Annotated in this window: 23 protein-coding genes; 9 read left to right on the top strand and 14 right to left on the bottom strand. The window is 71.3% G+C overall.

Going from position 1 to position 22,602, the window contains the following annotated elements; genetic code table 11:
- Positions 1-13 precede the first annotated feature (13 nt).
- Positions 14-655: a GtrA family protein gene (locus ABEB00_RS18685; RefSeq protein WP_345621079.1), complete on the bottom strand. Its 642-nt coding sequence runs from the start codon at positions 653-655 to the stop codon at positions 14-16.
- Positions 656-816: 161 nt separating this feature from the next.
- Here ABEB00_RS18685 and ABEB00_RS18680 point away from each other — a divergent pair, with 161 nt between their 5' ends.
- From ABEB00_RS18680 to ABEB00_RS18670, 3 genes are read left to right on the top strand one after another with little or no spacing between them, the layout of a single operon-like run.
- Positions 817-1,956, top strand: coding sequence for a 5-(carboxyamino)imidazole ribonucleotide synthase (locus ABEB00_RS18680; RefSeq protein ID WP_345620944.1), 1,140 nt, complete (start codon positions 817-819; stop codon positions 1,954-1,956).
- Entirely contained in the window at positions 1,953-2,483 is a 531-nt protein-coding gene (gene purE / locus ABEB00_RS18675) for a 5-(carboxyamino)imidazole ribonucleotide mutase (RefSeq protein ID WP_345620943.1), read from the top strand. Before ABEB00_RS18680 ends, purE begins: the two co-directional genes overlap by 4 nt.
- A gap of 6 nt (positions 2,484-2,489) precedes the next feature.
- The gene (locus ABEB00_RS18670) at positions 2,490-3,776 is read left to right on the top strand and encodes a dipeptidase (protein ID WP_345620942.1); all 1,287 of its coding nucleotides are present in this window, start codon (positions 2,490-2,492) and stop codon (positions 3,774-3,776) included.
- Here the strand turns inward: ABEB00_RS18670 and ABEB00_RS18665 are convergent.
- Positions 3,725-4,876 carry an alkene reductase gene (locus tag ABEB00_RS18665; protein WP_345620941.1) on the bottom strand — a complete coding sequence of 384 codons (1,152 nt, stop codon included), beginning with the start codon at positions 4,874-4,876 and terminating at the stop codon, positions 3,725-3,727. The genes ABEB00_RS18670 and ABEB00_RS18665 overlap by 52 nt on opposite strands.
- A gap of 73 nt (positions 4,877-4,949) precedes the next feature.
- Here ABEB00_RS18665 and ABEB00_RS18660 point away from each other — a divergent pair, with 73 nt between their 5' ends.
- Both ABEB00_RS18660 and ABEB00_RS18655 read left to right on the top strand, forming a co-directional pair.
- The gene (locus ABEB00_RS18660) at positions 4,950-5,309 is read left to right on the top strand and encodes a MerR family transcriptional regulator (RefSeq protein ID WP_345621078.1); all 360 of its coding nucleotides are present in this window, start codon (positions 4,950-4,952) and stop codon (positions 5,307-5,309) included.
- A gap of 225 nt (positions 5,310-5,534) precedes the next feature.
- Positions 5,535-6,665, top strand: a complete 1,131-nt coding sequence (locus tag ABEB00_RS18655) for a dipeptidase (RefSeq protein WP_345620940.1) — start codon at positions 5,535-5,537, stop codon at positions 6,663-6,665.
- Between the two features lie 21 nt (positions 6,666-6,686).
- Here the strand turns inward: ABEB00_RS18655 and ABEB00_RS18650 are convergent, their stop codons facing one another.
- Entirely contained in the window at positions 6,687-7,073 is a 387-nt protein-coding gene (locus tag ABEB00_RS18650) for a VOC family protein (protein ID WP_345620939.1), read from the bottom strand.
- Between the two features lie 57 nt (positions 7,074-7,130).
- Positions 7,131-7,490 (bottom strand): VOC family protein, encoded by a 360-nt coding sequence (locus ABEB00_RS18645; RefSeq protein WP_345620937.1) that lies wholly within the window; start codon positions 7,488-7,490, stop codon positions 7,131-7,133.
- 93 nt (positions 7,491-7,583) lie between these two features.
- Between ABEB00_RS18645 and ABEB00_RS18640 the strand changes: the two genes are divergently transcribed.
- Positions 7,584-8,090 (top strand): CGNR zinc finger domain-containing protein, encoded by a 507-nt coding sequence (locus ABEB00_RS18640; protein ID WP_345620936.1) that lies wholly within the window; start codon positions 7,584-7,586, stop codon positions 8,088-8,090.
- 132 nt (positions 8,091-8,222) lie between these two features.
- On the opposite strand, the gene ABEB00_RS18635 is transcribed toward ABEB00_RS18640, so the two are convergent.
- The gene (locus ABEB00_RS18635; protein ID WP_345620935.1) at positions 8,223-9,566 is read right to left on the bottom strand and encodes a UDP-glucose dehydrogenase family protein; all 1,344 of its coding nucleotides are present in this window, start codon (positions 9,564-9,566) and stop codon (positions 8,223-8,225) included.
- A 190-nt stretch (positions 9,567-9,756) separates the two neighbouring features.
- Here ABEB00_RS18635 and ABEB00_RS18630 point away from each other — a divergent pair, with 190 nt between their 5' ends.
- The gene (locus tag ABEB00_RS18630) at positions 9,757-10,914 is read left to right on the top strand and encodes an acyl-CoA dehydrogenase family protein (protein ID WP_345620934.1); all 1,158 of its coding nucleotides are present in this window, start codon (positions 9,757-9,759) and stop codon (positions 10,912-10,914) included.
- A 491-nt stretch (positions 10,915-11,405) separates the two neighbouring features.
- Here ABEB00_RS18630 and ABEB00_RS18625 read toward each other — a convergent pair whose 3' ends face one another.
- The 6 genes from ABEB00_RS18625 to ABEB00_RS18600 form a co-directional block, all read right to left on the bottom strand.
- A complete protein-coding gene (locus ABEB00_RS18625; RefSeq protein WP_345620933.1) occupies positions 11,406-11,873 on the bottom strand; it encodes a hypothetical protein in 468 nt (155 codons plus the stop codon).
- Between the two features lie 93 nt (positions 11,874-11,966).
- Positions 11,967-12,200, bottom strand: a complete 234-nt coding sequence (locus tag ABEB00_RS18620; protein WP_345620932.1) for a DUF397 domain-containing protein — start codon at positions 12,198-12,200, stop codon at positions 11,967-11,969.
- 123 nt (positions 12,201-12,323) lie between these two features.
- Entirely contained in the window at positions 12,324-13,181 is an 858-nt protein-coding gene (locus ABEB00_RS18615; protein WP_345620931.1) for a helix-turn-helix domain-containing protein, read from the bottom strand.
- A complete protein-coding gene (locus ABEB00_RS18610) occupies positions 13,165-13,701 on the bottom strand; it encodes a DUF6879 family protein (protein WP_345620930.1) in 537 nt (178 codons plus the stop codon). Before ABEB00_RS18610 ends, ABEB00_RS18615 begins: the two co-directional genes overlap by 17 nt.
- A 306-nt stretch (positions 13,702-14,007) precedes the next feature.
- Positions 14,008-14,418 carry a hypothetical protein gene (locus ABEB00_RS18605; RefSeq protein ID WP_345620929.1) on the bottom strand — a complete coding sequence of 137 codons (411 nt, stop codon included), beginning with the start codon at positions 14,416-14,418 and terminating at the stop codon, positions 14,008-14,010.
- Positions 14,419-14,442: 24 nt separating this feature from the next.
- Positions 14,443-15,009, bottom strand: coding sequence for an acyl-CoA thioesterase (locus ABEB00_RS18600; protein WP_345620927.1), 567 nt, complete (start codon positions 15,007-15,009; stop codon positions 14,443-14,445).
- Between the two features lie 119 nt (positions 15,010-15,128).
- Between ABEB00_RS18600 and ABEB00_RS18595 the strand changes: the two genes are divergently transcribed.
- The gene (locus ABEB00_RS18595; RefSeq protein WP_345620926.1) at positions 15,129-16,394 is read left to right on the top strand and encodes an LCP family protein; all 1,266 of its coding nucleotides are present in this window, start codon (positions 15,129-15,131) and stop codon (positions 16,392-16,394) included.
- A 99-nt stretch (positions 16,395-16,493) separates the two neighbouring features.
- Here ABEB00_RS18595 and ABEB00_RS18590 read toward each other — a convergent pair whose 3' ends face one another.
- Positions 16,494-17,981: an LCP family protein gene (locus ABEB00_RS18590; protein WP_345620925.1), complete on the bottom strand. Its 1,488-nt coding sequence runs from the start codon at positions 17,979-17,981 to the stop codon at positions 16,494-16,496.
- A 239-nt stretch (positions 17,982-18,220) separates the two neighbouring features.
- On the opposite strand from ABEB00_RS18590, the gene ABEB00_RS18585 reads away from it, so the two are divergent.
- Positions 18,221-19,273, top strand: coding sequence for a glycosyltransferase family 2 protein (locus ABEB00_RS18585; RefSeq protein ID WP_345620924.1), 1,053 nt, complete (start codon positions 18,221-18,223; stop codon positions 19,271-19,273).
- 6 nt (positions 19,274-19,279) lie between these two features.
- On the opposite strand, the gene ABEB00_RS18580 is transcribed toward ABEB00_RS18585, so the two are convergent.
- Both ABEB00_RS18580 and ABEB00_RS18575 read right to left on the bottom strand, forming a co-directional pair.
- Positions 19,280-20,983: an LCP family protein gene (locus ABEB00_RS18580; protein ID WP_425586522.1), complete on the bottom strand. Its 1,704-nt coding sequence runs from the start codon at positions 20,981-20,983 to the stop codon at positions 19,280-19,282.
- Between the two features lie 55 nt (positions 20,984-21,038).
- The coding region (locus tag ABEB00_RS18575) for an LCP family protein (RefSeq protein WP_345620923.1) at positions 21,039-22,602 on the bottom strand (1,564 nt) is incomplete at its 5' end.

Raw genomic sequence — 22,602 nt, 5'->3', positions numbered from 1 at the left:
GATCCCCCGCGGCTCACGGCCTGCGGCCCGCGCCGATCCGGGTCGCGCCGCCCGGACGGCCGTCCGGGCCCATGGCCCGCCCCACGGTCGGGCGCTCGTGGCCGTGCTCGTGCTCGTGCTCGTGCTCCAGGAACGATGCCGCGCGGGCCGCCGGGTCCCCGGCGACCGCGTCCCGTGCGGGCGGTGACCGGAAGACCCAGCTCCGGTAGGACCAGAAGCGGAACAGCGTCGCCACACCGATGCCGACGAACTTGAAGACGTTGCTCTGCAGCGGGGTGTCCCAGCCGAAGCCGTACGTCGCGGTGTAGAGCACGCCGTTCTCGATGACCAGGCCGATCGCGCTGAACAGCAGGAACAGCGACATCTCCTTGGTCCGGCCGCTCTTGTCGCGGTCCCGGTAGGTGAAGTAGCGGAACCCCACGTAGTTGAAGACGATCGAGACGACCGTCGCGACGATGCTGGCCCGTACCACCTGGAGGTCGGTGGTGTGCCGTACGAGGTTGAAGACGAGGAGGTTGACCAGGACACCGGCCCCGCCCACCGCCCCGAACCGCACGGCCTCGCGGGCGAGCCCCCGGAGCCGCTGCCGCAGCGCGCCCTGGGGCACGCGGGGAGCGGGAGGCGCCGTTCGAGGCGCCGAGGAACCATGTCCCATGGTCGTGCAGGCCCCCGTCCGTCGGTTGGGCGTCAACCCAGCCATGCTAACCACCCGGACGCGCGATCTTCCTGTGGACGGTACCAAAGGCACGATCAAGGCCCGGCGGGCGGAACAGGCCGGGAATCGGCCTGCCCGGCGGCTGCCGATACGCTAGGGGGGTGACGTTCCCGGTAGTCGGCATGGTCGGCGGTGGCCAGCTCGCTCGTATGACACACGAGGCGGGCATCCCGCTCGGCATCAGGTTCAAGCTTCTCAGTGACTCGCCCCAGGACTCGGCGGCCCAGGTCGTGAGCGAGGTCGTCGTCGGCGACCATCGCGATCTGGACACCCTGCGCGAGTTCGCGCGCGGCTGTGACGTGATCACTTTCGATCACGAACACGTGCCCACCGAGCACCTCAGGGCCCTGGAGGCGGACGGCATCCCCGTGCGCCCCGGCCCCGACGCGCTGGTGCACGCCCAGGACAAGGGGGTGATGCGCGCGAAGCTCATGGCGATCGGTGTGCCGTGCCCGCGGCACCGGATCGTGAGCGACGCGCGGGACGTGGCCGCCTTCGCGGCCGAGGGCGACGGTTTCCCCGTGGTCCTCAAGACCGTCCGCGGCGGCTACGACGGCAAGGGCGTGTGGGTGGTGGACTCCGTCGAGGAGGCCGCCGAGCCCTTCCGCGCCGGGGTGCCCGTGCTCGCCGAGGAGAAGGTCGACTTCGTGCGCGAGCTGGCGGCCAACGTCGTCCGCTCCCCGCACGGCCAGGCCGTCGCCTACCCGGTCGTGGAGTCCCAGCAGGTCGACGGCGTCTGCGACACCGTGATCGCCCCCGCCCCCGGTCTCGACGAGGAGCTGGCGCTGAAGGCCGAGGAGATGGCCCTCGGCATCGCCAAGGAACTCGGTGTCGTCGGCCACCTCGCCGTCGAGCTGTTCCAGACCCGGGACGGCCGTGTCCTCGTCAACGAGCTGGCGATGCGCCCGCACAACTCCGGACACTGGTCGATGGACGGCGCGATCACCTCGCAGTTCGCCAACCACGTCCGCGCGGTCCTCGACCTCCCCCTCGGCGACCCGCGCCCGCGCGCGCGGTGGACGGTCATGGTCAACGTCCTCGGCGGCGACTACCCGGACATGTACTCCGCGTACCTGCACTGCATGGCCCGCGACCCACAGCTCAAGATCCACATGTACGGCAAGGACGTGAAGCCCGGCCGCAAGGTGGGCCATGTCAACACCTATGGCGACGACCTGGACGACGTGCTGGAGCGCGCCCGGCACGCCGCCGGTTACCTGAGAGGGACGATCACCGAATGAGCCCGGCACGCCCGGTCGTGGGCATCGTCATGGGGTCGGACTCCGACTGGCCCGTCATGGAGGCCGCCGCCAAGGCCCTCGACGAGTTCGAGATCCCCTACGAGGTCGACGTCGTCTCCGCGCACCGCATGCCCCGCGAGATGATCGCCTACGGCGAGGAGGCGGCCGGCCGCGGCCTGAAGGCGATCGTCGCCGGCGCCGGGGGCGCCGCCCACCTGCCCGGCATGCTCGCCTCCGTCACCCCGCTGCCGGTCATCGGCGTGCCCGTCCCGCTGAAGTACCTCGACGGCATGGACTCGCTGCTGTCGATCGTGCAGATGCCGGCCGGTGTGCCCGTCGCCACCGTCTCGGTCGGCGGCGCCCGCAACGCCGGACTGCTCGCCGCCCGCATCCTGGCCGCGCACGACGAGGAACTGCTCGGCCGGATGCGCGACTTCCAGCAGGAGCTGAACGAGCAGGCCACCGAGAAGGGCCGGCGGCTGCGCACCAAGGTCGAAGGCTCGGCCTCCTTCGGTTTCGGGAAGTAGACGTCCATGACCACCTCATCCTCATCCTCATCCGCATCCGCATCCTCATCCGCATCCGCATCCGCATCCGCCTCCTCGTCGGAGCGACCGGCCGCGCCGGCCGCGCCGGCCGCCCGGGACTCGCTGGACCGGGCCCGGGAGCTGCTGCGCGAGTTCCCCGTCGTCGACGGCCACAACGACCTGCCGTGGGCGCTGCGCGAGCAGGTCCGCTACGACCTCGACGCCCGGGACATCGCCGCCGACCAGGCCGCCCACCTGCACACCGACCTCCCCCGGCTGCGGGCCGGCGGCGTCGGCGCGCAGTACTGGTCGGTGTACGTCCGCTCCGACCTGCCGGACGCGGTGACCGCGACGCTGGAGCAGATCGACTGCGTACGGCAGCTTCTGGAGCGGCACCCGCGGGACCTGCGGGCCGCGCTGACGGCCGCCGACATGGAGGCGGCGCGCGCGGAGGGCCGGATCGCCTCCCTGATGGGCGCCGAGGGCGGCCACTCCATCGACAACTCCCTCGGCACGCTCCGCGCGCTGTACGCGCTCGGTGTGCGGTACCTGACGCTCACCCACAACGACAACGTGGCCTGGGCGGACTCCGCGACCGACGCGCCCGGCGTCGGCGGTCTGTCGGCGTTCGGCCGCGAAGTGGTGCGGGAGATGAACCGCGAGGGCATGCTGGTCGACCTCTCGCACGTCGCCGCGACGACGATGCGGGACGCGCTGGACACCTCCACCGCACCGGTGATCTTCTCCCACTCCTCCGCCCGGGCCGTCTGCGACCACCCCCGCAACATCCCCGACGACGTCCTGGAGCGGCTCCCCGCCAACGGCGGCGTGGCGATGGTGACGTTCGTACCGAAGTTCGTGCTCCAGGCGGCCGTGGACTGGACGGCCGCCGCCGACGAGAACATGCGGGCGCACGGCTTCCACCCGCCGGACTCCGGCGGGGACGCGATGAAGGTGCACCGCGCCTTCGAGGAGAGCACCCCCCGCCCGGTCGCCACCGTCGCCACGGTCGCCGACCACCTCGACCACATGCGCGAGGTCGCGGGCGTCGACCACCTCGGCATCGGCGGCGACTACGACGGCACGCCCTTCACCCCCGACGGGCTCGGCGACGTCTCCGGCTACCCGAACCTGATCGCGGAACTGCTCGACCGGGGCTGGTCCAGGACCGACCTGTCCAAGCTGACCTGGCAGAACGCGGTCCGGGTACTGGGCGCGGCCGAGGACGTGGCCCGTGACCTTCAGACCACCCGCGGCCCGTCCCACGCGACCCTGGCGTCGCTGGACGGCTGAGCAGCGCACTTGTCGAGGGCGGGGTAGTCGGTGTAGCCGGCCGCCCCGCCCACGTACATCAGGTACCGGTCCCGCACCTGGTTCAGCGGCGCGCCGCGCCGGATGCGCTCCACCAGGTCCGGGTTGGCGAGGAAGGGCCGGCCGAGGGCGATCAGGTCGGCGTCGGCCGCCAGCAGCCGCGCCGAGGCCCGTCCGATCTCCGCGACCGACATCTCCTCCAGTACGGGGTTGGCGACCAGCGTCCCCGGCCAGCCGGCCCGGATGTCCGCGAAGACCGGCGCGTCCGGATCGGCGTACACCAGGTGCAGGTAGGCGAGGCCGAGGCCGCCGAGCCGGGCGGCGAGCGCCGGGTAGATCTCCTCCGTCTCGCCCTCCGCGACGCCGTTGACGGTGTTGCCGGGGGAGACCCGCAGGCCCACCCGCTCGGGGCCGATCTCGGCGGCCACCGCCTCGGTCACCTCGACGGTGAACCGCAGCCGCCGCTCCACCGTGCCGCCGTAGCCGTCCGTGCGCCGGTTGGTGTTGCGGGCCAGGAACTGGTGGAGCAGATGGCCGTTGGCCGAGTGGACCTCCACGCCCTCGAAGCCCGCGTCCAGCGCGTTGCGGGCGGCCCGCGCGAAGTCGGCGACGGTCGTGCGGATGTCCGCCTCCGTCATCTCCCTGGGCACCACGGACGGCCGGTGCCCGTCCGGCGTGAAGATCGTCTCCGGGAGCGGCACGGGCGAGGGCGCCACCGGGGTGAGCCCGCTCGTCGCCGGGTGCCCGACCCGGCCGCCGTGCTGGAGCTGGAGGAACATCCGGCCCCCGGCCGTCCGCACCGCGTCGGTGACCCGCCGCCAGCCCGCGACCTGACGCGCGCTGTGGACGGCCGTGATGTTCGGGTACGTCTGCCCGACCGGGTTCGGCGTGGCGGCCTCGGCGATGATCAGGCCGGCCGAGGCGCGCTGGGCGTAGTAGGTCGCCATGAGGGGGGTCGGAGTGCCGTCGGGCTCGGCCCGGTTGCGCGTCAGGGGCGCCATCAGGAGGCGGTTGGGCAGGGCCAGCGGGCCGAGGGAGGCGGGGGCGAGGAGTGCGCTGAGGTGTTCCGTCGGGTGCGTCATGTCCGTACGCTAGAACCTGACACTGATGTCAGAATCAAGTGCGGAGCGACAGTGCTCGGGCGGGGAGAAGACGATGCGGATCGGTGAACTGGCCCGGCGGACCGGCGTGAGCGAACGCTCGCTGCGCTACTACGAGAAGCAGGGGCTGCTCGCCGCCGAGCGCACGCCCGGCGGGCACCGGGAGTACCCGGAGCCGGCCGTCGACCGGGTCGTGCGCATCCAGGAGCTGTACGCGGCCGGACTGTGCAGCAGCAAGATCGTGGAGCTGCTGCCCTGCATGCGGGACGCGGACGGCGGCCCGTCGGCCGTCGCCACGCCGAAGCTGGTCGACGAGCTGACCGGGGAGCGCGCCCGCATCGACCGGATGATCGCGGACCTGGTCCGCTCCCGGGAGACGCTGGACGAGGTGATCGACGCGGCGCGCAGCCGCTGATCCGGCTGATCCGTCGGAGGCGCGGAGCGGGCGGCCGGGTGGGTGCGGCCGGGTGGGTGCGGCCGGGGCGGAGCGGGGCGGCGGATGGGGCGTGGCGGGGGCGGCGGAGTGGGCGCGGACCGGGCGTGGCGGGTGGGATACCCCGAACGCCCCGTCCACCAGGAAGCCCGTTCGGCTCCGTGCGACGGTGACGCTACTGCGCACGACGACCGTACGGAGCCCGCCATGGCAGACCTCCAGGACGACCTGCACACCAGCACCGAGGCCGGCGAACTGGACGACCTGCCGGTGCCCCTCGACGCCGAGGCCTTCCCGCCGGAGCCGTACACCCCGGTCTCCGACCCGGACGCCGCACCGCTGGAGCGGGCGCACGCCGTGCTCGCCGCCCACCCCGTCGCGGACGGGTACAGCGGTCTGCCCTGGGCGCTCAAGCACCTGCCCTGGTACGACCTGGAACTCGGTGAGAGCGGCGTCGACACCGACATCCCGCGGCTGCGCGAGGGGCACGTCGGCGCGCTGTTTGCCTCCCTGCACCTGCCCGAGGGGATCGACGGCGACCGGGCCGTCGGCGCCACCATGGACCAGCTCGACCTGCTGAAGACGATCGTCCGGGGCTGCCCCGAGGGTCTGCGTCTGGTCCTCGACGCCGGGGAGGCCACCGACGCCCGCAACTGCGGCCGGGTCGCCGTGCTGCCCGGTCCCGCCGGCGCCGCCGCCCTCGGCGACTCGCTCGGCATCCTGCGTTCGCTGTACGCGCTCGGCGTGCGCGTCCTCTCCCTGACGGGCGCGGCCTGGGCGAGCGGGGCGGGGCTGACCAGGTTCGGCGAGGAGGTGGTCCGCGAGATGAACCGGCTCGGCATGATCGCCGACCTCTCCGGCGCCTCCGCCGAGACCTTCCGCCGCACCTTCGCCGTCTCCAAGGCGCCCGTGCTGTGCACCCGCTCCGCCGCCCGCTCGCTGCGGCCGCACCCGGCCAACCTCCCCGACGACCTGCTGGTGGAGCTGGGCGAGGCCGGCGGCCTGTGCATGGTGCCGCTGACCGCCGAGCAGACCGGCCCCACCGTCCGCGACGTCGCCGACCACCTCGACCACGTCCGCGACCTGGCCGGCCCGCAGAGCGTCGGCCTGGCCGGCACCTACGACGCCGGCACCGCCCACCCGCTGGAACTGAGCGACGCCTCCTGCTACCCGAGGCTGATCGCCGAACTGCTGCGGCGCCACTGGCACGAAGCCGACGTGGCGCTTCTGACCTGGGGAAACGTTCAGCGGGTGCTGCGCGAGTCGGCCTTCACCGCGCGCGCCGCCCGGGTACGCCGACAGCCGTCGACGGCGAACATCGCCGACCTCGACGGCTGACGGCCCGGCCCGGGGCCCCCGTCACTCGATCCGGCAGAGGCAGAACGGGTGCCCCGCCGGATCGGCGTAGACCACGAAGTCCTTCTTCTCCCGGTCCTCCGCGTCCAGCACCCGCGCGCCCAGCGCCAGCACCTGCTCGTGCGCGGCGTCCATCTCCGCCCAGGTGGCCCCGCCGTCGAAGTCGAGGTGGAACTGCTGGGCGTTGCGGTCGGCGCGCGGCCACTCCGGCGGGGTGAGGTCCGCGGCCCGCTGGAACGACAGCCGGGGTCCGCCGGGCACCTGGAGCACCACCCAGTCGGGGTCCTCCTCGACCGGGGTGCCGCCCCCGACCTGCGCGTAGAACCGGGCCAGTGCGAGCGGCTCGGGGCAGTCGACGACGACGGAACGCAGACGGGCCACGGACGGCATGGGAGTACCTCCAGGTGATCGGTCGGGTCGGGTGGTCGGTTCGGGCGTGATGGCCGGTCAGCCGGCGCAGAGGCAGAACGGGTGCCCGGCCGGATCCGCGTAAACCCGGAAGGTCCGCGTGCGGTCCTCCGTCTCCAGCGGCGTGGCGCCCAGCGCCAGTACGGCCTGCTCCGCCGCGTCGAGGTCGGGCACGTCCAGGTCGAGGTGGATCTGCTGGGAGTGCTCGGGGTCGGGCCACTTCGGCGGTACGAAGCCGGGGGCGGCCTGGAAGGAGAGCGTCCGCCCGCCGGGGAGCGACAGGTCGACCCAGTCGCCCTGGTCCTCCACGGAACCGCCGAGCACCTCGGCGTAGAAACCGGCCAGGGCGCGGGGGTCGGGACAGTCCAGGACGACGGCGCCCAGTTCGGCGACAGCCATGACTTTCTCCTCGCGGTCTCACGGTTACCGGCAAGTGCCGGGTAACCGGTAACGGTTACTGCATGCTGCCGTATGGGGGGTAACGTCGCAAGCATGAGTGAGCGATCGCCCGCGCCCGGGTCACTGGCGCTGGTGGAGTCCCTGGTGAACACGTTGAACGTGGGGACGGGCGCCGACTCGCTGGACACCCCGCAGGGGCGGGAGCGGTTCGGAGTGGCGGAGGGCGACCTGCTCGCAGTACGCGAGCTGCGTGAATCCCTGCGTGCCGTCCTGCTCGCCCACGCGGGCCACCCGCCGCACCGCGCGGTGACGCCGCTCGGCGAGCTGCTGGCCGCGGCGCCCCTGGTGGTGACGGTCGACGCCGCCGACGGCGCCGCGGGCCTCGCCCCCGCCGACGCCCGCCGCCCGGCCGGCCGGATCGCCGCCGCCGTGGCCGAGGCGCTGGTCGCGGGCACCTGGACCCGCCTGAAGGCGTGCGAGGCGGCGGACTGCCTCGGGGCGTACTACGACCGCAGCCCCGGCGGGCGCGGGCGCTGGTGCTCGATGCGGGTGTGCGGGGCCCGCGCCAAGATGCGCCGCTACCGCGCGGGCCGGACCTGACCCCGGCCGGGCAACGCCCCCGCACCCACCGCGGGTGGGCGCGCGCGGCGCGGTGGGGCAGAATGCGGGCGCGGGGCGCCGGTTCGGCCGACTGAGCCTCGGCCGAACCGGCGTCCCGCGCCGCGTCGCCGTTCAGGCGGTCGGCCGGCCCATCGCCCGGTACGTCCAGCCGGCCTTCCGCCAGATCTCCGGGTCCAGCGCGTTGCGCCCGTCGAGGATCACCCGGACCCCCGCCTCGCGGCCCAGTTCCTCCGGGTCCAGCTCGCGGAACTCCCGCCACTCCGTCAGGTGCAGCACCACGTCCGCGCCCCGCACCGCCTCGGCCGCCGAGTCGGCGTAACCGAGGGTCGGGAAGAGACGGCGGGCGTTCGCCATGCCCTTGGGGTCGTACACCGTCACCTGGGCGCCCTGGAGGTGGATCTGCCCGGCCACGTTCAGGGCGGGGGAGTCGCGCACGTCGTCGGAGTCGGGCTTGAAGGTGGCGCCGAGCACCGCGACCCGCTTGCCGAGGAAGGGCCCGCCGCCCAGCGCCTGCCGGGCCAGCTCCACCATCTGGCCGCGCTGGCGCATGTTGATCGAGTCGATCTCGCGCAGGAAGGTCAGCGCCTGGTCGGCGCCCAGCTCACCGGCGCGCGCCATGAAAGCCCGGATGTCCTTGGGCAGGCAGCCGCCGCCGAAGCCGATGCCGGCCCGCAGGAACTTCCTCCCGATCCGGTCGTCGTACCCGATCGCCTCGGCCAGCCTGGCGACGTCGCCGCCGGCCGCCTCGCAGACCTCGGCCATCGCGTTGATGAACGAGATCTTGGTGGCGAGGAAGGAGTTGGCCGCGGTCTTCACCAGCTCGGCGGTGGGGAAGTCGGTGACGACGAACGGCGTCCCCGCGGCCACCGGCGTCGCGTACACCTCGCGCAGCAGCTTCTCCGCCCGCTCGCCGCGCACGCCGACCACGATCCGGTCCGGGCGCAGCGTGTCCTGGACGGCGAAGCCCTCGCGCAGGAACTCCGGGTTCCAGGCCAGCTCGGCGTCGGCCCCGGCCGGCGCGTGCGCGGCGAGGTAGCCGGCCAGCCGGTCGGCCGAACCGACCGGCACGGTCGACTTGCCGACGACCAGGGCGGGCCCGTGCAGGTGCGGGGCGAGGGAGGCGATCGCCGAGTCGACGTAACTCATGTCGCAGGCGTACTCGCCGTGCTTCTGCGGCGTGTTCACGCAGAGGAAGTGCACGTCGCCGAAGGCCGCCACCTCCGCGAAGTCGGTGGTGAAGCGGAGCCGCCCGCTGGAGCCCTCGATCCCGGCGACGTGCTTGCGCAACAACTCCTCAAGGCCAGGTTCGTACATCGGGACCTGGCCCCGCTGGAGCAGCTCGATCTTCTCGGGCACCACGTCCAGGCCCAGTACCTCGAAGCCGAGTTCGGCCATGGCCGCCGCGTGGGTCGCGCCGAGGTAGCCGGTGCCGATCACGGTGATCTTGAGGGCCATGAGGTGCTCCAGGGGTGTACGGCGAACGTGCGCGCCCGAGCATATCCGGGCGCCTGGTCAGGGCCCGCGACGGGCGGCCCCGCCCTGTCGCCAAGCTCACCTACCCAGGAACGGCGGCGCGGGCCTAAAATTCAGGAGTTACTTAACAGTAGTTAGCACCTCATCACTGCGTCTTGGAGCGTGAGAGACCTTGGCCGGATCGGCTGACTTCGACCTGTACCGCCCGTCCGAGGAGCACGACATGCTCCGCGACGCCGTCCGCGCGCTGGCGGAGGCGAAGATCGCGCCGTACGCCGCCGCGGTGGACGAGGAGGCCCGCTTCCCGCAGGAGGCGCGGGACGCGCTGACCGCGAACGACCTGCACGCGGTGCACGTCCCCGAGGAGTACGGCGGCGGGGGCGCCGACGCCCTCGCCACCGTCATCGTCATCGAGGAGGTGGCCCGCGTCTGCGCGTCCTCCTCCCTGATCCCGGCCGTGAACAAGCTGGGCTCGCTCCCGGTGATCCTGTCCGGCTCGGAGGAGCTGAAGAAGAGGTACCTGACCCCGCTGGCCAAGGGGGACGGCATGTTCTCGTACTGCCTCTCCGAGCCGGACGCGGGTTCGGACGCGGCGGGCATGAAGACGAAGGCGGTCCGCGACGGCGACTTCTGGGTGCTCGACGGCGTCAAGCGCTGGATCACCAACGCGGGTGTCTCGGAGTACTACACGGTGATGGCGGTCACCGACCCCGCCAAGCGCTCGAAGGGCATCTCGGCCTTCGTCGTGGAGAAGTCCGACGCGGGCGTCTCCTTCGGCGCCCCGGAGCGCAAGCTCGGCATCAAGGGCTCCCCGACCCGCGAGGTGTATCTCGACAACGTCCGCATCCCCGCCGACCGCATGATCGGCGCGGAGGGCACGGGCTTCGCCACCGCGATGAAGACCCTGGACCACACCCGCATCACCATCGCCGCCCAGGCCCTCGGCATCGCCCAGGGCGCCCTGGACTACGCCAAGGGCTACGTCAAGGAGCGCAAGCAGTTCGGCAAGCCGATCGCCGACTTCCAGGGCATCCAGTTCATGCTCGCCGACATGGCCATGAAGATCGAGGCCGCCCGCCAGCTCACGTACGCGGCCGCCGCCAAGTCCGAGCGCGGCGACCGTGACCTCACCTTCCAGGGCGCGGCGGCCAAGTGCTTCGCCTCGGACGTGGCGATGGAGGTCACCACGGACGCGGTCCAGCTCCTCGGCGGCTACGGCTACACGCGGGACTACCCGGTGGAGCGCATGATGCGCGACGCCAAGATCACCCAGATTTATGAAGGCACGAACCAGGTCCAGCGGATCGTGATGGCGAGGAACCTGCCGTAGCAGGGTTTTCGCAGGTCATCCGCTTCCAGGGGCACGGTCCTCGCAACACCCGCGATCTGTGGGAGTGGTGAGGACCGTGGGCGTTGGTGTCGGCGTACTGGGTCCAGTTGAACCAGGTGGCCTCACCCTTGGCGTTGGTCTGCCTTCGCTGGGGCTTGCTCTGCGAATAGGTTACTTGCTGACGGGGCTGTCGGTGCACCCGGCGTAGGACTGGGTGCAGTCGGCCGCGCCGTCGAGGGGCCAGAACTCGGGGTCGGTTTGGTACCCGGCCTCACGGATCAGGCCGGCCGTCCGGCACATCGCGGCTCGGCCCTCTTCGGGGCTGTGGCCGCTGTCGCGGTCCGGGACGTGGGCTGGGTGATCGTCAGTGTTGTGCCTTCCTGGTCTTCGCGGTCAGGTCCAGCGGATCGTGAGGGCGAGGAACCTGCCGTAGGGCTCGCCCTTCCATATGGCCGGCCGGGGCTGTCGGCGTTCGGGGCGCCCGCCCGCGGCTACCCGGCAGAGCAGACGAGGCGGGGCATCGAGTGGTTCGGGGAGCAGGTCACCAGGGCCAGGTGCAGGTATGAGGGACGCTCCAGGTAGAAGCCGTACGACACATCGGCACCCGAGCGCAGCCGTTCGGCGGCAGCGTTCTCCAGCCGAGCCAGTCGTGTGTTCTCTCGTTCCCTCCTTGACGCGAACCGGGGCGCGTACTCGGCCAGCCGCTCGCCGAGCCATGACGCGGCTTCCTTCGCCTCCTCCCAGGTGCCACGGACGAGGGAACGGGGCTTGATGAGCCAGTACGCCGTTTCCAGAGGTGGCAGGTCGGCGGTCGGGAACTCGGCCGCCACCTCGCGGTACCGCTGAATCAGTTCCGGCCTGCTTCCGGCAGGGGGCGGCTCGGGAGGTGGGGGCCGGCGTAGCGCGTCCTGGTCGAAACGCTCTTTCGGGCCGGTCCACAGATAGCCGTGATGGTGCACCTGTCGTTCCCGTTTCGGGTTGTCGGTCGAAAGACCGACCGGCCCCGATGCTGTGCGGGGTGGACCGAGGCCGGTGGGAGAGAGGCCGGAGGATCAGGCGCTCAGGCCGAAGCGCGCGGGGTCGATCCCGGCCGTTTCCAGCTCCTCCGTGGTGAACCGCAGCGGCTGCGCGTCGGGCCGTTTACTGTCGCCGAGTGCCCAGGCATCGTCACCGATCCGGGCCAGGGTCACGCACGACTCGCCGTCCGGGTGGGTGTTTCCCCCGCACGCCTTCACGAACGAGGCCGCGCCGATGTCGAGCGCGTACAGGTCGGTTCCGTTCCGCATCTCCGCACCTTCCTATTCAACTGACCGCGGTCATGGCTGACCGCTACCGCCCATGCCGGGCGGGATTTTTGTGTTCGCTCTCCACGACTCCATAATGGCCGCGTAACGGGCTCGCGTGGAGCACTAGTTGCGTTGACGCATGAAGCCGCTTGCTGCCCTTTCCAGGAAGGCGGAAGCGTCATCACCGGTCAGAGCGCGCGACCAGAAGAGTTCGAAAAGGCTAAGGTGATGATTTACGTCCCGAGGATCACGCAGCGCAACTTCGCCGGAGAATAGTTCGATGGTCACGAGGCGATCGTCGTAGATCACGAAGATGTTCATGGGGGTGCCGGGAACATGCACCCCCTGTGGGACTATCCCAACTTCGACGTTCGATTTCCTGTTGACCTCGGCCATGTGTGAGCACTGGGCCGCCATGGCTTCGATGCTCGCCCGCTGCCACTTGACGGCCTGTTCGGTCATCAAGAACCAGAATGAGCGCGATGTGTCATCCAGGACGGCCTGACGGTCCATGCGTGCCTGCACGGCCCGTGCGACATCCCTGGCCGGGTCATTGGTCACCGTAGGCGAAAGAGTCGCGAAGGCGTACTCACGCACATGCAGCAGGCCCGTGGGGATTGCCGGGAGGAAGTGCCGCATCACTCGAGAGGAAGACTCAAGGGATTTTAGCTCCGCCTGTTTGTGATGCAGGCCAACGCGGGCATGAGCGCGCCAGGATGCATAGTCCACATTGGCTCGGCGGGTAAGCCGAAGAAGCTCGTCGGCCACCTCGTCAGGCACAGCGAGCGCCTTGAGAATGCGCTCAACATCGATGACCGTTGGCAGAACGCGGCCGGTCTCAATGCGGCTGATCTTCGTTTGGCTCATGTTGCAGCGCAGCGCCAGGCGTTCGCCGCTGAGGCCGGACGCGTGGCGGAGACCTCGGAGGGCCTCCGCCAGATCCTTCCGTTCCCGTGCTTGTGTCTCAGGTTCGATAGGCACTGAACGGTACGGCACTTTCCAGCGCGAGATCCCGCCATGCGAGATACTTGACGATGTCCGGTTTCTGGATCAGTTCCCGATTGATCTGCGATCCGTCGGGACGATAGTTGAGATGAACCACGGCCGAGTCGTCGAACAGCCAGAAATCCTGCTCGGGCAATCCGGGGTTCGGCCGCTCGGTCACATCGACTATCTGGTAGTCCTCCCCGGCGGCGACATTCCCGGGGATGCACCACTCGAACAGGTAGCGGCTGTACGGCGTGAGCGGTCGACGCACGATCTTGGCCCGGGTCATCGTCCGGCCGGCCGCCGTGTGATCACCGATCGTCCGGTGCCAGGGCGCGTTGAAACCTTCCGGCATCGACGCCCCTGCGAGGAAGTCGCGGACAGTCTGAGCCTCCGCGGGCATGGTGTAGGTCTGGTGGACTTCCAGCCGGAACGCGGAGCGCTTGAAGTCGCGGAAGTACGCTTGCCACTCGTCGCCGTCCAGCAAGACGGGGCTGGAGCCATCCACGGGCACGCGCGGCCTCCTTGAGGATGTCTTCCGGGATCAGGACAACCGACTCGCCTTCCGGCGTCGGGTGGATCACGTCGTAGCCCTGGATGGCCAACATGTCCGGTTTCTGGGTGGCGTACACGGTCGGGCAGTCTCCGTTCCCGCACTTGTCGTCGTCGCTCCGGCACGGCCCGCCCGCGATCATCCGCAGTTCGTCCACTGAGGTCCTTCCGGTCTGCGTGGCCAGCAAACTACGAACCGTGACCCCCGTCAGGCAAGGGCGGTCCAGCGGCTAGTCACGAAGTCGCATGAACCCGTGGGTGCGAGTCATCAGCCAACACTGCCTGAACAGGGAGGACGAGGACCGGTCAGGGCGCACTGCGCATGACCGGCCGGCAGGCCCCGCAACGCCGAAACGCTCTCTCTTCCCGGGGATTGCGCGGTGATCATCCAAGCGAGGTCATAGCTGTCGTGATCCGCGCGGGCGTTCGCGCCATAGACCGTGAGGTGGTCAGAGACCAACTGGACGTTGACATGATCGGCGTCGAAGAGCCGGAACCCCTCTACCGGCAGCCGTGAACGATCAGGCCTCACGGGCACCACACCCGAGCTGACGTTGGGCAGCAAGCCGACCGGCAGCAGGTAGCCGAGTTGCCGATCAGGGCATCTCCCCCGCAGACCGTTACGCAGGACCGGTTCCTCAACCAGGAAGGCGAACGGCCGGTCACCCTCGCACAGCACGCGCTGACACCGGCGGGACGGGTCTCAGTCGTCCAACCCCTCCGCCGCCCGCTTCTCCCGCAGCTCCATGATGGCGCGGCGCCGGGCCAGGCGGTGGCTGCGGCGGATCTGGGCCTCCTGGCAGCGCCGCTCGTCCCGTTCCGACTCCGGCAGGACCGGCGGCACCCGGCGCGGCTTGCCGTCGGCGTCGACCGCGGCGAAGACCAGATACGCCGAACCGACCTGGGTGGGCGGGGCCGACTCGTTCCAGCGTTCGGCCAGGACCCGTACGCCTACCTCCATCGAGGTTCGGCCGGTCCAGTTGACCTGGGCTTTCACATGGACGAGGTCGCCGACCCGGACCGGTTCGAGGAACGCCATCTCGTCCATGGAGGCGGTGACGGCGGGACCGCCGGAGTGCCGGCCCGCGACCGCGCCGGCCGCGTCGTCCACCAGCTTCATGATCACTCCGCCGTGCACCGTGCCCAGAAGATTGGTGTCGTTGTGGGTCATGATGTGGCTGAGGGTGGTGCGGGAGGCCGAGGTCGGCTTGCCCGGGATCTCCGGGTCCGCCGAGACCGCGGGCGAAACCTGGTCTGCCTGGTCTGTCATGGCCTCCACCTTATGCCGAGGCCGGAACCGGCCCCTCTGTGTCAGCTTCGCAACAGGGCGGACCCATTTTTCCGACGACCCTTGTATGAGGCACAGCCCGGACCTGCACACTGGGGCACATGAGCGATTGGCCCCAGGGACCGTCCGGCGACAACCGCGGCGGCGGATACGGACACGGCAGCGCGAACGCGCGCCCCGAGAGCGCCCGTGTGATGCGGCAGGTCCGCCGCGGCCAGGTGCCGCCCGGCCCGGGGCAGTCGGCCCCGCCGCACGGCGGTGTGCCCCAGCAGCAGGGGTACGTGGACGGCCGGGGGCAGGGTGAGTACGACAGCGGATACAACACCGGCCAGGTCTACGGCGCCGCCGGCGGCCGCGGCCCCGCCGGAGGTCCTCCCGGCCCCGCGCCCGACTGGCGCCGCCGGATAAAGGTGACCGCGATCCTCGTGGTCACCGTGCTCGTCGTCACCACCGTCGGCACCTACTTCTGGGCCGACTCCAAGCTCAACCACGAGGTCGACCTGTCCAAGGTCATCGACCGGCCCGAGGCGGGCGAGGGCACCAACTACCTCATCGTCGGCTCCGACAGCCGCGCGGGCATGACCGACCAGGAGAAGAAGGACCTGCACACCGGCTCCGCCGAAGGCAAGCGCACCGACTCCATGATGATCCTGCACACCGGCTCGGGCGGCTCGACGCTGGTCTCGCTGCCCCGCGACTCCGACGTGGAGATCCCGACCTTCGTCGGCTCCGAGTCCGGCAAGACGTACCAGGGCACCGGCCGGCACACCAAGCTGAACGCCGCCTACGCCGAGGACGGGCCCGAGCTGCTGGTCCGCACGGTCGAGTACAACACCAAGCTGCACATCGACCACTACGTCGAGATCGGCTTCGCCGGGTTCGCGAACATCGTGGACGCGGTCGGCGGCGTCGAGATGGACATCCCGCAGGACATCAAGGACACCAAGTCCGGCGCCGACTTCAAGAAGGGCAAGCAGACCCTGAACGGCGAGGAGGCGCTCGCCTTCGTCCGCACCCGGTACGCGCTGGCCGGCTCCGACCTGGACCGCACCAAGAACCAGCAGAAGTTCCTCTCCGCCCTGGCGGGCCAGGTGGCGACCCCCTCGACGATCCTCAACCCGTTCAAGCTGTACCCGACGCTCGGCGCCGGCCTGGACTCCCTGATCGTCGACGAGGACATGGGCCTGTTCGACCTGGGCAGCATGTTCTGGGCGATGAAGAGCGTCAACGGCGGCGACGGCACCTCCATGAACATGCCGATCGCGGGCAACGCCGCCAACGGCAACCTCCAGTGGGACAGCGCCAAGGTGAAGCAGCTCGTCCAGCAGCTCAAGGACGACGACACGGTCACCGTCAAGAGCAACTGAGAGCCGTGTCGGCGCGAGGCGGCCACGCGGCTCAGGACCTGCCTCAGGACCTGCCGCAGGGCCTGCTCAGGGCTTGATCAGAGCTTGCTCCGCGCCTGCTCAGGGCTTCCCGCACACCACCTCGTCGCCGCGCACCACCGTGCCGTTCCGCTGCTCCGGCTCCTGCGGCCGCACCCGCCGTACGCCCGTGAAGTCGGCGCCCGCGATCACCTTCAGCGTGGCGCCCCGGCCCTTGACCGGCCGCAGCTCGCTGCCGGGCAGCGCCGCCGCCAGCGACTTCGCCGAACGGTCCCAGCGGGGGTCGTGGACGACGACCGTCCGCTCCGCGGACAGGGCCGCCGCGTTCGACGGCATCCCGGTGGTGCGGAACCCCAGGCCCCGCAGCGCCCGGTCGACCCGCCGGCCGAGCCCCGCGGTGGCGGTGCCGTTCTCGACCTGGACCCGGATCTGCCGCGGATCGACCGGGACCGGCTCTGCCGGCGTGCCCCGCGGCGGGCGGCCCGCCGCCAGCGGCCGGTCCTCGCGCACCGCCGCGAACAGCCGCTCCGAGGCCGCCGCGTCCCACTTCAGGGTCGAGCCGACGCCCTTGACGGCGTGCCCCATCTTCGCGATGGGCACGGTCGTGAACTCCGAGGACGACGGCGAGAAGGTCCGCATCGCCCGGCCGAGGGCCAGCAGTTCCTGGGTGCCGAACCCCCGGTCGGCCCGGACCGAGCCCAGCACCGCCCGGGTCACGTCCCGGAACTTCATCGGGTTCAGCAGGATGCCGGAGGAGGTCGCCCGGTCGATCAGGGCCGCCATGAAGCGCTGCTGCCGCTTCATCCGGCTCAGGTCCGAGGCGCCGTCCAGGTGCCGGGACCGGACGTACTGCAAAGCCTGCCCGCCCTTCAGCTCATGGGTGCCGGCCGGCAGGTCGAGGCCGGTGTAACGGTCCTTCAGCGGCTGGGCTGTGCAGATCTCCACCCCGCCCAGCACGTCCACGGTCCGCATGAAGCTGGTGAAGTCGACCTCCAGATAGTGGTCGATCTTGACGCGGGTCATGGACTCGACCGTGCGGACGGTGAGCTGTGGCCCGCCCTCGGCGTACGCCGCGTTCAGCTTGAGCGGATGCCCGCCGTGCCGCTTGCCGGTCGTGCGGTCGGTGTGGGCCGGCGTCACCGCGAACGAGTCCCGGGGCAGGCTGATCACGCTGGCCCGCTCCCGGTCCGCCGAGATGTGCACCATCATCATCGTGTCGGTGCAGTGGCAGGGGGCGCCGCCCAGCCGGTAGCGGTCGCGCTCCGCCCTGGAGATGCGGTCCCGGCCGTCGGTGCCGACCAGCAGGACGTTCATGCCGTGGCCGCCCCGCGGGCGGTTCTTCATGTCCTTGAAGGCGTCGACCCGGGCGATGTCCGAGTCCAGCCCGGACAGGACCGCGTGCCCGATCCCGGCGGAGGCGAGCACCACCACGGACAGCCCGGTCACCACCCGCACCGCCCAGCGCGGCTTCCCGCGCCGGGCAGGCGGACCGGGCGGACGGGCCGGGCGGGCCGGACGGGCCGGCCGGGGCCGCCGCCGGGGGGCGGGGGAGCGGGGCGGCGTGGGCAAGGGGACACCTCCGCGAGGACAGGCCGTGACAGCCGTGACAGCCGTGGTACCGGATACGCCGGACGCGCCGGACACGCCGGTTGCGCCACATGCACGGAAACGAGCGGGACGGAGCGTACGTAACCAGACGTAACGGACGGGGAAATCCTGAGCACCGTAGGCCCATACGATCTGCGGACCGGCGCAGCGCACCCGGCGGCGCGCACCCGTGTCCCCCGTTCGCGGTAACGTGAGCACCGATGAACGCCAAGTCCGACGTGCGGCTCCCCGCCGTTTCCGTGATCATGCCCGTCCTCAACGAGGAACGTCATCTGCGCGGCGCCGTCCAGGCCATCCTCGCCCAGGAGTATCCCGGCGAGATGGAGGTCGTGATCGCCCTCGGCCCCTCCGCGGACCGCACGGACGAGATCGCCGCCGAACTCGTCGCCGAGGATCCCCGGGTGCACACCGTGCCCAACCCGACCGGGCGCACCCCGGCCGCGCTGAACGCCGCGATCCGGGCGTCCCGGCATCCGGTCGTCGTCCGCGTCGACGGTCACGGCATCCTGTCCCAGGGCTACATCGCCACCGCCGTACGGCTGCTTGAGGAGACCGGCGCGCAGAACGTCGGCGGCCTCATGCACGCCGAGGGCGAGAACGACTGGGAGCACGCGGTCGCCGCCGCCATGACCTCGAAGATCGGCGTCGGCAACGCCGCCTTCCACACCGGCGGGCAGGCCGCCCCGGCCGAGACGGTCTACCTCGGGGTCTTCCGCCGCGAGGCCCTGGAGCGACAGGGCGGCTACAACGAGGAGTTCATCCGCGCCCAGGACTGGGAGCTGAACTTCCGCATCCGCGAGGCCGGCGGGCTGATCTGGTTCTCGCCCGAGCTGAAGGTGTCCTACCGGCCCCGGCCGAGCGTGCGGGCCCTGGCCAAGCAGTACAAGGACTACGGCCGCTGGCGGCACGTCGTCGCCCGCTACCACTCCGGCTCCATCAACCTGCGCTACCTCGCCCCGCCCACCGCGGTCTGCGCGATCGCGGCCGGCCTCGTGGTCGGCCTGGCCCTCACCCCGTGGGGCCTGGTGATCCCCGGCGGCTACCTCGCGGCGATCGTGCTCGGCTCGCTCCCGGCGGGCAGGGGCCTGCCGCCGAAGGCGCGCCTGCGGATTCCCGTGGCGCTCGCCACCATGCACCTGTGCTGGGGCTGGGGCTTCCTGACCAGCCCGAAGGCGCTCGCCCGGAAGGTGATCGCCTCGCGGCGCCCGGCGGTCCGGCCGGACGCCGGCGCGGACACCGCCGACGCCCGTTGAGGGTGCTCAGGACCAGGTGAACGCCGGGTTCACGTGCATGCAGGCCGACTCGTCGGCGCCGTTGAGGGCCTCGGCCGACTCCGGCGTCGTGTCGTCCTCCTTCGGCGCCTCGTAGGCCGGGCCCTCGCGCCAGTCCGCGCCGACGACCAGGGTGACGCCCGAGACGTCGGTCGACCGCTCCACCGCGCTCGACGGGACCCCCAGGGCGTCGGCGAGGCGCCGGGCGTCGCCCGCCAGGTCGGCGCTCGGATAGCGGACGACGGTACGGTCCTCGCTGACGGCCGAGGCGGTGTCCGCGACCGTCTCCTCGAACCCCTTCTCCACCAGCAGGTCGGCCACGGTGCCCGCCCGCCCGGCGGCCGGGGCGAGGGTGTCGGTGCGGGTGCCGTTGAGCACCTGCACCGCGATCTCGGCGTCGGCCGCGGCCGGATCGCCGGATGACTCCCCCGATTCCTCCCCCGATTCCTCCCCCGACCCCTGGCCCGGCTCCTGGCCCGACGCCTCCTGCTCCTGCTCCTTCTTCTGCTTCTCGCCCTTGCCGTCCAGCGCGATGTCCTCGCGGACCAGCCGGAACAGCTTCTCGGCGTCCTCGGTGGGCTCCACGCGCGCCCCCACGTACCGGTTGGGCATCGTGGTCATGGTGATGCGCTCCGGCTTCACCTTGCGCAGCTCGTCGCTGAGGTCGTACAGCTTCTTCACGGTGTCCAGGCCCGGGTCGACCGTGAGCGCCCCGGTGGCCTCCTCGGCGAGCCGGCGCAGCTTGTTCGGGCTGCTCAGGGTGGCGTTCTCGCGCAGCACACGGACCATCGAGTTCATGTACATGTGCTGGGCCTTGGCGCGGGCCAGGTCGCTGCCGTCCTCGAAGCCGTAGCGGGTACGCAGCCACTGCAACGCCTGTTCGCCCTGGACCGGGTGGGTGCCCTTCTCCAGCTTCAGGCCGGAGCCGTGGCCCTGGCCGTCGCGGGAGTGGACGTTGGCGTCCACGCAGACCGGGACGCCGCCGATGGCGTCCGCCATCGCCACCACACCGGCGAAGTCGACCATGACGAAGTGGTCGATGTGGATGCCGGTCAGCTCCTGCCAGGTGGCCACCGTGCAGCCGGGACCGCCGTGGCCGAGGCTCTGGTTGGTCATCGTCCGGCCCTCGCTGGCCGGGTGCACCGTCCCGTCCTCCGGGTCGGTGCACTTGGGTATCTCGACCAGGGTGTCGCGCGGCATGCTCACCACCGACATGTCGCTGCGGTCGGCCGACAGGTGCACCAGCATCTGGACGTCGGCCAGCGGCGCCGACCCGAACGTCTCGCGGGCGCCGCCGAGTTCCTGGTTCTCCGCGCTGTCCCGGGCGTCGGACCCGATGACCAGGATGTTCAGCGGGGTCTGCCCGGCCGCGTTCGGCGTCGGCTCGGCCACCTTGTGGTCGCCGAGGTTCAGCACGTCCTTCTTGATGTTGCCGTTCAGATGCCGGTAGTAGAGGTAACCCGTGCCGGCCGTGCCGCATATGAGCACGGCGAGGGTCACCGCCGTCCAGCGCAGCGCACGGCGCCGCCGGCGGGGCGTACGTCCGCCGCCCCCGGCACCGGGTCCGGCACCGTCCCCGCCACCGCCGTCGGTCCCGCCCTCGGTACCGCCGTCACCGGCCGCCGCGGTGGTCTCCTCCACCTCGACACCGTGCGGCGCCTCCTCGGCCCGCACACTGTCCTGCGTCGTCACTGCCCGTCCCTCCGCACCCCGGGGCGGCGCGGTACGGCCGTCGCCCCTCCCTTGCTCAACTGGCGCACCGCACCTCTGCGGCGGTGGACTTCGTCACGTCCTTGCTGTCGGCCGGGGAGGCGGTGAGTCGCACACCCACCCCCTTGAAGTCCCTGCCGAGGGTCAGCGTCATGGCGGGCAGGCCCTGCGAGTTGGTGACGCTCTCGCCGGGCTTCATCGCCGCGCCGGACAGGCCGAGCAGATCGGCGAGGCGGCGGGCCTGAGCGGCCTGGGCGGGGGCGTACTCCAGCGTCGTACGGCTCAGCTCGGCGGGCGCGTCACCGGCGTTCTCGGATCTGGTGACGCCCGCCACGGTCTGGAGCCAGTTCAGCTCCCGCTGCGCGCTGCCGTCCTCGGCACCGCCGTTCATGACCCGCACCCGCACCTCGGAGGGGTCCGCCTTGGCGCCGTCCAGGCGGGCGGAGACCGAGGCGGCCTCCTTCTTCTGACGCTGCTTCACCTCGGTGAGGGAGACGTCGTCCCGGATCAGGCCGAAGACCTGCGGGGCCTTCGCCTCGTCCACGACCACCGTCGCCTTGACCGTCTCGGCCGGGTTGTCCTTCACCGGCACCGTGGTGAAGGAGATGTTCTTCGTCGGCACCTTCTTCAGCTCCAGGGCGACGTCCTTGAGCGTGCCGACGCTGCCGATGGCGCTGTCCACGGTCAGCGCCTCGGTCGCGGCCTCGGCGAGCTTCAGCAGCTTCGTGGGGCTGGTCAGGGTGTCGCTGGAGGACATCTTGCGCATCAGCGAGCCCAGGAACTGCTGCTGCACCCCGATCCGGTCCAGGTCGCCCTGGTTGCCGAAGCTGTGCCGGGTGCGGACGAAGGCGAGTGCCTGCTCGCCCTCCACCGTGGACTCCCCGGCCGGCAGCTTCAGCTTGGAGTCCTTGTCGTCGACGGCCTTCTCCACGCAGACCTCCACCCCGTCGACCGCCGTGGTCAGCGTCTTGACCGCGTTGAAGTCGGCCATCACGAAGTGGTCCGGTTTGATCCCGGTCGCCGCCTCCACGGTCCGCATGGTGCAGCCGGGGTCCCGGCCGCCCTCGCCGAGACTGCGGTTGAAGCGGACGCCCTGGAGTCCCGGCACGACCGTCTCGGTACCGTCCTCCCGCGTGGTCGGGCAGTCGGGGACGTCGACGATCAGATCGCGCGGGATGCTGAGCGCGGTGGCGTTCGTACGGTCCTCGGAGACGTGCAGCAGGATGTTGGTGTCGGCGTGGCCGACGCTGCCGGCGTCGCCGTACCCCTCGTTGCCCGCGCCGGTGCGCTTGTCGGTGCCGATGACGAGGATGTTGAACGCCTCGTCCTTGCGGAAGCTGCCGGCGCCCGCGTCGCCGACGTCCGTGGTGGAGACGTTGCCTTCCAGGTGCTTGAGGTAGAGGTAGCCGCCGGTGCCGGCCGCGAGGACGACGAAGGCCATGGTGCCGCCGCCCCACAGCAGGACCTTCCTGCCCCTGGTCCCGCCCTTGCCCGGGCCCTTGCCCTTGCCCGCGGGCTGTTTCTTCGCCGGCCGGCGTCCGCGCCCCGGCGGTTCCTCCTCGGGGGCGCCCCGGCGTCTGCGCGGCGGCGGGACCTGGCGG

It is taken from the genome of Streptomyces ziwulingensis, assembly GCF_039542605.1.
Lineage (GTDB): Bacteria > Actinomycetota > Actinomycetes > Streptomycetales > Streptomycetaceae > Streptomyces > Streptomyces ziwulingensis.
This window is presented reverse-complemented; position numbering and strand designations above follow the sequence as displayed.

Excerpts from the sequence above, each read along its gene's own strand:
- ABEB00_RS18660 (WP_345621078.1), top strand. The coding sequence starts at position 4,950 with ATGCGGATCGGTGAACTGGCCCGGCGGACCGGCGTGAGCGAACGCTCG.
- ABEB00_RS18600 (WP_345620927.1), bottom strand. The coding sequence starts at position 15,009 with ATGACAGACCAGGCAGACCAGGTTTCGCCCGCGGTCTCGGCGGACCCG.
- ABEB00_RS18670 (WP_345620942.1), top strand. The coding sequence starts at position 2,490 with ATGACCACCTCATCCTCATCCTCATCCGCATCCGCATCCTCATCCGCA.
- ABEB00_RS18620 (WP_345620932.1), bottom strand. The coding sequence starts at position 12,200 with ATGCGGAACGGAACCGACCTGTACGCGCTCGACATCGGCGCGGCCTCG.
- purE (WP_345620943.1), top strand. The coding sequence starts at position 1,953 with ATGAGCCCGGCACGCCCGGTCGTGGGCATCGTCATGGGGTCGGACTCC.
- ABEB00_RS18635 (WP_345620935.1), bottom strand. The coding sequence starts at position 9,566 with ATGGCCCTCAAGATCACCGTGATCGGCACCGGCTACCTCGGCGCGACC.
- ABEB00_RS18640 (WP_345620936.1), top strand. The coding sequence starts at position 7,584 with ATGAGTGAGCGATCGCCCGCGCCCGGGTCACTGGCGCTGGTGGAGTCC.
- ABEB00_RS18650 (WP_345620939.1), bottom strand. The coding sequence starts at position 7,073 with ATGCCGTCCGTGGCCCGTCTGCGTTCCGTCGTCGTCGACTGCCCCGAG.
- ABEB00_RS18595 (WP_345620926.1), top strand. The coding sequence starts at position 15,129 with ATGAGCGATTGGCCCCAGGGACCGTCCGGCGACAACCGCGGCGGCGGA.
- ABEB00_RS18585 (WP_345620924.1), top strand. The coding sequence starts at position 18,221 with ATGAACGCCAAGTCCGACGTGCGGCTCCCCGCCGTTTCCGTGATCATG.
- ABEB00_RS18655 (WP_345620940.1), top strand. The coding sequence starts at position 5,535 with ATGGCAGACCTCCAGGACGACCTGCACACCAGCACCGAGGCCGGCGAA.
- ABEB00_RS18665 (WP_345620941.1), bottom strand. The coding sequence starts at position 4,876 with ATGACGCACCCGACGGAACACCTCAGCGCACTCCTCGCCCCCGCCTCC.
- ABEB00_RS18685 (WP_345621079.1), bottom strand. The coding sequence starts at position 655 with ATGGGACATGGTTCCTCGGCGCCTCGAACGGCGCCTCCCGCTCCCCGC.
- ABEB00_RS18645 (WP_345620937.1), bottom strand. The coding sequence starts at position 7,490 with ATGGCTGTCGCCGAACTGGGCGCCGTCGTCCTGGACTGTCCCGACCCC.